The organism is Desulfotruncus arcticus DSM 17038 (assembly GCF_900113335.1).
Lineage (GTDB): Bacteria > Bacillota > Desulfotomaculia > Desulfotomaculales > Desulfallaceae > Desulfotruncus > Desulfotruncus arcticus.
In genome coordinates this window covers 74096-86643 of sequence record NZ_FOOX01000010.1, presented here as the reverse complement: position 1 = coordinate 86643, position 12548 = coordinate 74096, and the positions used below count along the sequence as shown (strand labels likewise).

Below are 12548 nucleotides of genomic sequence, written 5' to 3'. Positions count from 1 at the left end.
ATGAAAAAATCAGGTGCAAGCGCCATTTTATTAGAATTGGGCAATCTGTTCGAACCCCTGAAAAAATTGCAGCGGCCGGATGATTTCACTTATTTCATCAATAAGATCGGTTACGATATTCCTTACATTAATTCAATTGATTACAATGGTCTGGGAAACGCTGTTTCTTCTTTGCAAGATATCATCAAAGAGATAATAGATGCACTGCAGGGACAAAATGAAAACCAAACTATGGATAAGCTTTTATTACGGATATTACCCGAATGTAATAATCTCATCCAGGTATTAAACAGGGAAATCCCCAAAATAGTCAGCGCCGTTAATGCACTTTCCGCTAATACCGCCAGTTTGGAAATGATTCTTAAGAAAACAATGGATTTTATGGTTTGTGAATACCTGCTCAGACACCGGTATAAGATGTATGCAGTTTTGCATGTGTTAGGTATCATTGAATCAAATCCCATACATATGGTGCATTGGGGCAGGCTGCACTTGATTGTGACCAATCAAAAATCATTGTTCAACCAGGCTTATAGCTGGGAAACCGGGTTTGATGGAAATGAATTTATTAATCGACTACTTCAGGTGCTGTATGCATACGGCCTGGCCGGTGGAATATATGAGGTGGAAGGCCGTCCCGAACTAAAAATGCCTTTGCTGCAAAGGGGCATTTACCCTGATAACTACCAAGAAGTTAATATCAATTTCAGCCCCATACCCATAGAAGGCGAAGCGGTAAAAAAGGCCGGGTTATTAATATATCCCTCTGCTTATAATAAGTTCGATCTGGCATTTGAATTGGGTGAAGCATGGGAATTGCAGGTAGAAGGTAATTTAGAAATTGGTAACGGCATAGCTGGTTTGGAGCTTAAGCCCAACAATCCCTTAAGGCTTATTTACCTGCAGGGTTTGGACAGTATCACAGATGCGGCAGATTTTAGTTTCTCCGTCGCTTTAAATAAAAAAACCGCTGAAACAATTTATATCCTGGGCTCCGAAGGTGAAAGCAATTTTTATATTACCGGGTTTTCCGCCAAGCTGTTGGTTGAGAAAAAAGGGGATACATCGGATTTTAGCATCGCAAGTGAATTAAAAAAATCCGGCATCGCAATTAATTTAACCAAAGGCGATAGTTTTATAAAAAAAGTTATTCCCTGCCCGGAGTTCAACATAGAATTGGATTTGGGTTTTGTTTATTCCGCCCGAAAAGGGTTCTCCATCAAAGGCGGCGCTTTAGCCATTGAACTGCCCCTGCGCAAGTCTTTGGGGCCATTTGAAATTAATACCGTGACAATAGCACTTGAACCGGAGGAAACAGCATTCCCGGTCAAGTTTTCGTCGAATATTAAAGCCGCCCTTGGACCCGTACAATTGGTTGTGGTGGACATTGGCTTTACCACCGCCCTTTCCTTCCCCGATGAAAACGGCTTGCTTCCCGGTGATGCAAACAAGTTGGGGCCCTTTGGTTTGTCCTTTGGTTTTAAATTTCCCGGTGGCATTGGTCTGTCCATTGATGCGGCAGCCATAGCCGGAGGAGGATACCTTGAAATCAAGGACGGCAATTACGCCGGAATACTGTATGTTGACGTTAAGGATAAAATAGCCGTAACCGCCATTGGCATACTAACTACAAAACTTCCCGACGGCAGTGAAACCTTTTCCCTGAAAGTGCTGGGCATGGCCGAGTTTCCTCCCATTCAGCTCAGTATGGGTTTCATCCTCACCGGCATCGGCCTGGCAATCGGCATCGGATGTACCATGAATGCCGAAGAGCTGAGAAGAGCAGTGTATACAAATTCCCTGAATTCTCTGCTTTTCCCCCCCGACCCGATTAAGAACGCGCAAAAAATAATCTCCGACCTCAAAAGCTTTTTCCCTCCCGCCGACGACCATTATGTTTTCGGCGCGATGGTAAAACTGGGCTGGGGTGGAGCCGTACCCCTGGTGGCGGCTGAAGTGGGCATCTTCCTGGAACTATGCGGCAAACCATTGAGCCTTTTAAGGGTTGCGCTGGCGGGTATTGCCCACTGTGAGCTGCCAAATCCCGACAATACCGTGATATGCTTGAGGCTTCAGGTTTTAGGCGTCCTGGACCTGGAAAACAGTATGGTTTCCATAGATGCATCCCTTGAAGCTTCAAAACTCCTTTCCTGGCCGCTGTCGGGTGATATCGCCCTTCGTGCTGGCTGGGGGGACAATCCTCGTTTCGCCCTTTCCGCCGGGGGTTTTTACCCGGGCTATCGCGCCCCGCAAGGATTTCCCGCACTCAGGCGCATTTCAGTGACCATCGGGGAAGATAACCCCAGGATCGGCCTTTTCCTTTACCTGGCGGCTACGGAAAACTCCGTTCAATTCGGCTCGCAGCTGTTGTTCCACTATCAAAAGGACATTGCCCTTATTGGCCTGATCGAATTGGACGGTAATTTGTCCTTTGACGCCCTGTTTGAATTCAATCCCTTTGCTTTTGAAACCCAAATGAGATCCTGGGTGTCCTTGAAATGTGACGGGGATTCCCTTTTTGAGGTATTTCTCGACCTGCGCCTATCAGGCCCGAACAACTACCGCGCCAGGGGCCGGGCCAAGTTTGAGGTATTGTCCTTTGATGTTGAGGTGGATTTTGATAAAACCTTTGGCGAAAAAATGCCCGAGCTGCCCCAACAGACCCTGTTCCCGCTGCAAATCCTGGCCGGGGAACTGGATAAACCGGGAAATTGGAGTACCGTCACACCACTTTGGGCCCAAAACCGCTTCAACTTCCGGAAAGATAATGATGCCAACCAATATGTCGACCCCCTGGGAGGGCTGGTTTTCAGGCAGATGTCCGTTCCCCTGCTGTTTGAACTGGAGAAAATGGGTGAGGCTGCGGTGCCGGAAGATGAAAACTATTTGGACCTGCAGGAATCCGGCGGAAATATTGCATCAAGCGGTGTGGAAGACTTTTTTGCTCCGGGCCAGTTTGAGTGTTTATCCGACCGGGAAAAAATTTCCCGTCCCGCCTTTGAAAAGATGAAATCAGGTCTTCAGTTTTCCTGTGGCAAGATTGAAATCCCCGTTGCCAATGCCAGGGTAATACATTACGGCAAGGCCGTGACCTATGAAACAAAGCGGCAGGAAAGATCGGCAATCCACAATGATTACCGGCCGGTTTTCAGTGCCGGCAATAAAGAAGATGCCGTATTACCGGCAGCCCTGGCCAACTGGCAGCGCCTGGCTGGAAGAAACGTCCATAACCAGGCCAAGATTAAATCTTCTACCGCCAGGCTGTCCAAAATAAAGGTCCGGGAACAGAAATTTGCCGTGGTCCTGCCCGAGGCTGAAAACGGTAAATTCATTTGTACACAAACCCCGGAGGGTAAAGCCACTGATCTCACCTATGCCCGGGCCGGCCAGGTCAGGTCCCGTATGCAAACTGACGCGGTGATTTTGAGCAGTACCAAAACAGTTTAAATATATTTAGTATGGGAGAGAAAGAACATGTCCAACAGCTCTCTTACTTTTTTACCCTGGTTAAGAAGCGGTATAGGCACTTTGACGAAACCTGCAGACAAATTGCCCAATGAAAAGCGGCGCTGTACCAGTCTGCAGGTAGACACCCTGTGTAACGGGTCCGTCCGAGATACCCATGTGCAAAGGGTGGTATTAAAGGGCCCCGGAGAGGTACTGGGTTTTAATCCGCAAATGATTGCGCGAACAGAGCCTTTTGCAGGTGAAAACCAGTTCCTGCCCAACTATTTCCCCTTTGTGGAGTTCACTGACCCGGATTTTCCGTGGCGTTATTCCCTTGATGACAGTATAGCTGACAACAGCACAGGCACCGGCAGAAACTCAAGGGTAAAGATTCGTCCCTGGATTGCCCTGATAGTGCTGAAAAGGGGCGCCGGTGAGTTTGAAGAACCCAAAGACGGGGAGATAACTTTGCCTGTTATAAAAGCCAAACTGAGTGCGCTGCCCGATCTGGAACAAGCATGGGCCTGGGCGCATGTCCAGCTCTCCGGTGATATAGAGGCCGGTGAAAATGACTTTATGGCTTATGAAAATAAGGTGGGTGAATTTATTGACCAGTACCCCGAGCTTACCTGTTCCAGGGTTATGTGCCCGAGGCGGCTGGATGAGTGCACTTTATACTCGGCATTTATCGTACCGGTATTTAAAATGGGGTGTGAAGCGGCCCTGGGGAACAGCATTTCCAATATCGATGCCCCGGCATGGAATAAAACAACGGCAGGTGCGGATGAAGTGGTGGAGCTTCCGTATTATTATCGCTGGGATTTCCAAACCGCCGAAAAAGGTGACTTTGAAGCCCTTATCGACGCACTGGAAATAGGCGCGGTTCCCCCGGGGACAGGCACAAACCCGGCTGATGGCAGAGACCCCGGGTTTCTTATGGATGAACACGGAAACAAAGTTACTTTTGTTAACGGCCTGTTTTATACCGAAGGGGCCCTTGTTCCACCCGACTATGACGCCCACAGGCTTACTTACCCCAATGTTGAATTTGCCGATAAAGTTATAGCTGTTATGAATGAAACTTTACATGATTATACCGTTATAGATGCCGACGCGGCCAAAGATCCCCTGGTCTCTTTACCTGTTTACGGAAGATATTACCAGGGTGTCAGGCAACTGGTCAAGCCCGGCGACGATGGTACCTGGAACAGCTGCAGAGACTGGCTTAGCGAGCTTAATCTGGACCGCAGCTACAGGGTGGCAGCCTCAACGGGAACATCCGTGGTCAAGGAAAACCAGGAGGAGTTTGTCCGGGAGTGCTGGGAAACAACCGGGGAGATTGGTGAAGCCAATGAGGTATTACGCTTTTGTTCAGCGGCCACCCATATAGCTGAAAGCCTCAAGACCAGACATGCCGATCCGTTGGGCAATGCCCGTTTCACCCTTATTTCCCAGCCGTTTCACAGTCACTACATACACAAAAACCACCGGGGGGAAAAAAGCTTCCGGGCCAGGTTCACGGAATCAGGCCTGCCGCCCGGTTGTGTATCCTACGCCTTTAGGCCCATAATCAACCGCCGGGTGGGGATTAAAAATGTGAAGGATGAAGACTTTTTCCGGCCCTGGTCCAAAGACCCCAACGGCCCGGTAAAACCAAGGACCCCCGATAATGATAAGACCATCGCCAGGTCTATAGCAGATTCTTTTTTACTGACCGGTAAAGAATTAAATGCGGAGGATATCCAGGCTTATTACAATGAACTGGAGGAATGGGTAGGACCCGGCATTTTTCCTTTGCAGCCCGAAACCATCAGGACTGAGCCAATTGATATCGGTATTACCGGCGAGCAGCCCGGAGGTGACTCCCTGCGCGGGCGTTTTGATATAGAGGGCAGTCACCTGGAGCGGCTGAATTCAATAATCAGCATACCCGGAGAAACCATAGTAAACCTGAATCCGATTATAAAGACCCCCAAAATAGATTGGCCTATGTACAAATACCTGTTGAAGCGCTCAATTGATGCCCTTGTTCCCAATTTGGGACAGCTGAAAAAAAGTACAGTGGTGCTCATGCAGCAAAACAGCGCCTACATTGAGGCGTATATGGCGGGCCTGAACCATGAAATGATTAAAGAGCTGGTCTGGCGGGAATTCCCGGTGGACCGGAAAGGTACTATATTTAACTATTTCTGGGACCCCACCGAATTTATAAATCCTCCCTATGATATACAAAACATCAGGGACTGGGACGGCGGGCTGGGGACCCACGGAAGAAGAGATTTTGCCAAAGACAATGCGGTTCTGGTTATCAAGGCAGATTTATTCCGGCGTTTCCCACAAACAATACTGTTTTCTTTGAAGGTTACCAAAGGCTATACACAGTGGGATACCATCTTCAGTCAAATAAACAGCGGGCATGCCATGTCGGACGACTTTGAAGTCATACAACCTGTTTTGAAAGCTGACTTGGGTGATGATACAATTTTCGTTTTCTTCCCCTTTTCGCCTGACAGTATAATCAACAACCCCCGGTTTGACTATTACTTTGTGCTGATGGAACCGTCTTCCCTGCCCAGGTTCGGGCTTGATGAAAGCAGCCCATCGCCCGTGCCCCTGGAGGACTGGGACTGTTTCTCGTGGGACCATGTGGTCAAGGACAGCTCGGGGTGGGTGGATTTTACCAGCCTTAATTCCAGTGTGACCCAACCGCCGGGACCACATTGGGGAAATGATTCGGCTGCCGCTGCCTGGACTACCTGCCAGAAGCCGGTGCGGATTATTATTGACGCCGAGGCCTTTGTGCGCGATCCACAAAACCCGATTCCTTAAACTGGAGGAGGATAAACATGTCATATAACAAGAACAAACCTGCCGTTCTTTTTCCATTGAGGTTGGAAATCTACGACCATATGGAAAAAGGGTACATCATACGGCCCCATAAGCCGCCCCTGGACAGGCCCGATATTATCATCAACAGACCGGGCACCGTCATCAACACTCCCCAGGGCCCATTGGCAGGTAAAGATATCAAGATACCTTTTTACAGGCAGGAGATATGGATAAGGTGGTATCCCGATGACTGCCAGATATTTCCCGGGGTAAGCGGTATAACCCGTGATGAGGAGATTGCTTATGAGATATATTTAAAGTCCATATCTAACGTAACCGACCAAGAAATTATTAAGCAGACCTGGGCCTCATTTGTCCGCAAGGTGGGCGCCGCCAGGGCAAGATACATAGCGGATATCGATCATAACAAGCTTGGGGATAAAGATGAAGCCCTTAAGCAATTTATCAGTGTAGGATCAAAACTCAAGCTCCTGCCCCGGACCGTCAAGCTTTTTACCTTTCATGAAAAAGGTGCTTCATTTGATGAGAAATTCAGGTTTCTGGCCGAAGGAAACCCAATACCTGAAGACCTGGTCATTTCCGATCCCGACCATCCTTATGCCCGCTGGATGGTGGACTTCGAAGAAGCCGTCGCCAAAGGTATGGGCTTAAAAATAGCGGGCACCGCCAAGTGCCGGCAGGTGGGCGATGCAGACTGGCTTATTGCCGTTGGCCTGAAGGACTCGGCCGATAATGATGCCGTGCTGGAAGAACTCCTCATCAGGTATAAGGCAACGGGCAGGTTTGACATTCTGCAGCAGGATACCCCGACAAACAATACTGAAAACGGGAAAACCGGCTTTACCGGCATTGAAAATGAATTATCCGGGACAGATGAGGTAATGGATCATAATTTGCCCCAAAACAGGGCAATAACCGGAGGCCAAATACTGGCCGGCGCCCTTGGAATAACCGAAGCTATCTTTACCGGCATCAGCAACGCAGCCTTAACAGAGCAAAGGTCGGCGATGGCTATGGCATCGGTTCTTTGGGACCCGTTTACCCGTGGTTACAGGGATATGTATATGCATTATCAGGGTGTTCATGATGTGGTCAGCTTTCGCAGCCATCCCGTCAAATGGAGGTATTTATCCGAGCATTTTAAAAAGTCGGTACTGGGCAGGGGCCTGGTGCCCGCTGTCCGGATTGGACAAAACCCTTACGGGATACTGCCGGTAACATGTCTTAATGAATGGAAAAGCAGTGAGGAAAAGGATAAGGAGAAAATAATCCTTGAAGAGGGTATGGCCAGGGTGTGTGCAATTTTTAAGGAACGGTTCATGGGCCTGGCCCTGGAAAAGGATGATCCACCCTCGGAGTATGACAGGCTGGTTAAAACTCTCCAACTCAATGCGGTGCCGCACAGAATTGATCTGCAGCATGTCTCCAGGCACCATTACTCGCCCAGGTTCCACGATCATCTAAGCACCGTAACCTGCCCTGTGGCCGCTGAAAATGACTGTACAAAAGCTTTGAGCTATTTTGATAGTATTGCCAAAACTGATTATGCAGATGGACCCGGTACCAGCAGTGAGGTGATTACCAAGCTTCGCAAGGAAATCTCCTCCCAGCCGGATTCTGTTTCACTGCTTTTAAGAATGCTCCAGTACTCGGCCATTATTTTGGAAAACAATATTATTGAGGTGATTAATGACCCTAAGCTGGCCAAAGAGGAGAAGATGGTGGCTTTTGAGGGGTATAAAGCAATGTCTTTAAAGGCTTTGGATGAGCTTAAACTTTTAAGCGACCTGCCTGTCGCATCCCTAGCAACGCTGCTAAAAGAAGTAATGGATTGCCTCAGTTGCAGGCTGGATGCCTGGATAAACTCCCTGGCCAATATCAGGCTAACCGAGCTCAGCCTGGATGATGAAACAATAACCAGGAATCCTATGCTGGCTTGCGGGCAGTCCGGCAGTAAAAACATCGTCGGGGTTTATGGTTGGCTGGAAAAACCTTCGCATATGGTCTCTGCTCACCAAACCGACGGCTACTTTCAGGCACCTTGCTTAAACCAGGCCATTTCCGGTGCTATTCTGCGCAACGCGGCATTGTCCAATGATCCGAACAATAATTCGACTTTCCAGATCAACCTTTCGTCCAGCCGTGTAAAAAAGGCCGTCTGGTTTACCGAAGGTTTGCAAAAAGGCTACCGCCCCGGTGAGCTTTTGGGGTACCAGGTGGAAAGAAAACTGCATGACAAAAATCTTGACCGGTACCTTCTGCCCCTGAGGAAGATATACCGTTTTACCGGTCAAAACCCGGGTGATACGCCGGGCAATGCAAACTTGATCAACGGAGAAAAATTTATAGCAGCCGCTGATCCGGTTTCAGACCTTAATATAGAGTTCAATAAAGAGGGTAAACCAAATGTTACCCGGGCTGAAGGGGACAAACTCAAAGCTATTCAGTCTGAAGTAAGCCAAATCCGGGATGCGGTGTCAGACCTTTTTATAGCGGAAACAGTCTATCAATCGGTTAAAGGAAACTCCGCCCGGGCTGCGGCCTGGCTGGATGTAATAGAAGGCAATAATACACCTCCCCGGGTGGAAGTTATGGACACCATCAGGTCGGGTCACCCCCAAGCCCAGAAGCTAATGTATCCTTTGACTATAAAACTTGAGGACATTGATGAAAAGAAGATTGCCAAACCACGTTTTATGGCCGAGCCGTTGGTGGCTGAATTCTGCAGTCGCGAACTGCGCCAGGACTTCAACTACTGCACGGTGTATGCCGGGATTAAGCTGAGGGAAGCCCGGGATGATGACTCAAAGTCTGTTACTTTGGCCATTAAACCCAAAGATGATCTCCAGATGGAAGCCATTGATCTGGTGGTGGGAGGGATTCCTGAACTGGAGGCACGGGCGAGGTTTTATATCTGGAATCAAATTGCGGCGGGCGACAGCCGGTGGTCTTTTTTAGGTGATGATTTCTGCAAATCCCCCAGTTATAAAGAGTTTGAGCAGCGGGCATTTATAACATTTGATTATGCATATGATGTACATGCCTTGGTTTTAATGGAAAGATTGCCCTATGTAAGGTTATTCCTAAGGAGCGCCCAACCACTGGCACCTGAATACATCGGTACGGCAGTACACCGAGATAGCAACGATATTATCAGCCATAGACTGGATACTTGTATTTTGCTGGAACAAAGATTAACCGGACTGCTTGAGGTTTATGACCAGTGCCGGGGTAACCTGGAATACACAGCGGAATTATTAAGCAGCAATGATGATAACGACCCCGGGGTAATGGTAGTATTAAAGGATATGCTGATGTACATAAGCGGTCTGGGTTTCAAGGAAGCATTGCTACCCCTACCCCCGGGCAGTTCAAGGGAAGCAAATGATGAAATCATCTCCGGGCTGCATTACCTGGCCGAAAAACTTGCCGGCAGAGAAAAAGAAATTGCAGTCCTGAAAGCAAATGAAGTATTAATTGAGCATCCAGGTAAAGAACCCATTGCAGTGCAAATTAACCTGGACACAAAAAGTTTAATGAAAAAGGTGATTACCCCCCAGGGGATTAAGTGGCTTCCCCTGCAGCATGAGGAAGGGGCAATCAAGCTTGCGGCGGTAACGCTGTATATGAAAAATATCACACAGGCTATTCAAAAGGCCGTCGGTGGCGAATCCATGCCCGTATACCCGCCCTTTGTGGTAAAAGGTGGCGTAAAAATAGCACCAGACAGGCCGGATTACAAGGCGGTTCCGGTCAGGGACATGCTGGTTAAATACAGGGGTGTGCGTAAAAACCTGTGGGTGGCTGCAAAAGCATTTCCCCGGAAGTTATTGGATAGCGACGAGATAAAGCTCTACAGCAACGAGGGCATCCATTTGAGCCTTGAAGAGGCTAGGTACCAGGCACTTGCAAGGGCGCTGCCCCTGCAAAACAGCAGTATCAAAAGATGGGATTTATTTATGGAAAAGTTAAAGCAAGCCTCACAGACCGGTGCCTCACCCGAAGCGGCCCGGGTATGGAGCTTGTTGGATGAAGGGTGCCGGAAAATGGTTTTATCATATACAGGGTTTATAAGAATAAGCAATGTTACGCAACAAAGTATCATAGATGCCCTGAACGTTATCCTTGGCACCAGGGATTTTTATGCGGCCAAATACTTTAAGAATATCAAGCTGGACTCCGATGCCATGATGCTCATTAAAAACGGCATAGCACAATTATCCTTGAACAATCTTATGTGGTTCAATCATCATTTGCTGGAACGTATTTTCCCAGGGCTAATCGAAAAACAGATTAGCCTTACGGAGATAAGACAGCTGTCCATACCGACCCAGCGGTTTACAGATCTACACTATATTCTCCCCTCCGAGGGCTTTTATGTAGATGACGGTTGTATAATAACCGGCTTCTTAATTGACGAATGGACGGATTTTATCCCGGCCGGCTCCGAGGCGACCGCGGTTTCGTTTAAATATGAAACCCCTAAAGCCCAGGCCCCCCAAGCTATCCTTATAGCCGTCACCCCCCGGGTGGACCCCCAGGGGCTTGAACAATGGAAAAATGAAGACATAGCCGGAATTATAGGCGAAACCATTGATCTAATGCGTATACGTTCCGTTTCCAATGAGAAGATGGCGGGAAGCAGTCTGGGCTATTTTCTACCGGCCCTTTTATATCATTCAAGCTTTAAAATACCCAACCAGTCCTATGAGCAGTTTAACGGTGTTATAGACGGCAACTTCCACTACCTGCCCAAAAATTAGTGCAATGATATTTTAATTACTTATGGAAGGTGGAGTTTTGTGTGGACTCGTTTATACGATTTGACATATCCGGGGACGGTCATTTCAGGCTGATACCCAGAAGCATTTCCCATTCCATAGCAGAAGGTATCCAGGCCAAAACAAAAGACCCGCTGTGGTTTCTCACCCGCCAGTGGCAGCTTGGTGAGTTCAAGGCGGAAAATGGCGGCCGGCCCGTATCAGCTGGTGTTGCATTTCAAACCGAGAAGGTTGACGCAATAAGGCTTGGTAACGATGATCAATTTAACCCCATAGATGACGCGCTGCTGCCTGTTGAAGCTGCTGTTGAGCAGGAGAATTATGAGAATACCGGAGCCTGGAACCCCCGGCAGCTGGAATACCAATTTGCAGCCAAATCCAGCAGCATAACCCTTGAAGTAAACCAGCACCATAGTGGAAACCTGGACTGGTATGATTTTGATATCTCCAGCGACGCATCCCTGCAGGGTAAAATTAAAACCGTATCGGTTATGCCAGCAAAAATATCATTCAAGGGCATGCCGGATGCCCGCTGGTGGAAATTTGAAGATGCCGGTGTAGACCTGGGGGATATTTCCCGCCCCGACTTGAATTTTCTTGCCATGCTCCTGGTGGAGTTCTCACTGATATACTCCGACAACTGGTACTTTATAACCCTGAACCAGGAACCGGGCACCCTGAGGTTGGTTGAAAAACTAACTGTCACAGACAGCTTCGGTGCCGTTAAAGAAATACAGCCTATAGCCGATACCAGTCAGGACCACAGCAAGTGGAGCATTTACACACTGTCCGGCTGCAACGGGGCTGCCCCCGCGGACGCCAGGCTTTTCTTTCTTCCCAACACAGCCGCCCATTATTTAAAAGGGGAAGCCATAGAGCAGGTGACAATAGCCAGGGATGAAATGTCAAACCTGGTTTGGGCGATAGAGCATAAATATTACAACCCCACCAAATATGAAGTGATTGACCGGGATGATGAGGAAGCGGTTGTAGATAAATCAGAGGTTTCAAAACAGGATGAGATACGTTTATACCGGTTGAAAGATTATCTTCCGGTTAATATGATTCCCTATGTACCCAGACAGCTTTCGTCCTCAAACGGTGAAATTGTACTGCGCAGGGGGCGAACCTATGAGAACCTTAATGGGCAAAACCAGTATAAAGGACGTTTTTTAGGGGAATCCATTTTAATTAATGAGGAAGAGATTCCGGCGACTCCGATAGAACTATCAAGGCATTATAAGCTGGTTGCCGTAGGACCTGAAGAATGGGAGCTGGTTAATAGAGCCGGTAAGTGGTTTCTAGAAAAAAGAGAAACCAAAAGGGTTCATTCATGGGTAGGTAGGGAAAAGAAACCCGCAAGAAAACTGCCTCCTGTAAATCTGAAATTTGATTATATGGTTTAAAGAAGAAGCATTAAATGAACTGTTTATGTGGGCAGTTTTTTCGTCCTGAGCAAACGCTATTAAC

4 protein-coding genes are annotated in these 12548 nt (G+C 48.1%); all 4 read left to right on the top strand.

Going from position 1 to position 12548, the window contains the following annotated elements:
* The 4 genes from BM056_RS13865 to BM056_RS13850 are packed head-to-tail and all read left to right on the top strand — an operon-like array spanning position 1 to position 12484.
* The gene (locus BM056_RS13865; RefSeq protein WP_092472029.1) at positions 1-3447 is read left to right on the top strand and encodes a DUF6603 domain-containing protein; all 3447 of its coding nucleotides are present in this window, start codon (positions 1-3) and stop codon (positions 3445-3447) included.
* A gap of 27 nt (positions 3448-3474) precedes the next feature.
* Entirely contained in the window at positions 3475-6276 is a 2802-nt protein-coding gene (locus tag BM056_RS13860; RefSeq protein WP_092472028.1) for a hypothetical protein, read from the top strand.
* 17 nt (positions 6277-6293) lie between these two features.
* A complete protein-coding gene (locus BM056_RS13855; protein ID WP_092472027.1) occupies positions 6294-11060 on the top strand; it encodes a hypothetical protein in 4767 nt (1588 codons plus the stop codon).
* Between the two features lie 41 nt (positions 11061-11101).
* On the top strand, positions 11102-12484 hold the full coding sequence (locus BM056_RS13850; RefSeq protein ID WP_092472026.1) for a hypothetical protein: 1383 nt from the start codon (positions 11102-11104) through the stop codon (positions 12482-12484).
* Positions 12485-12548 lie beyond the last annotated feature (64 nt).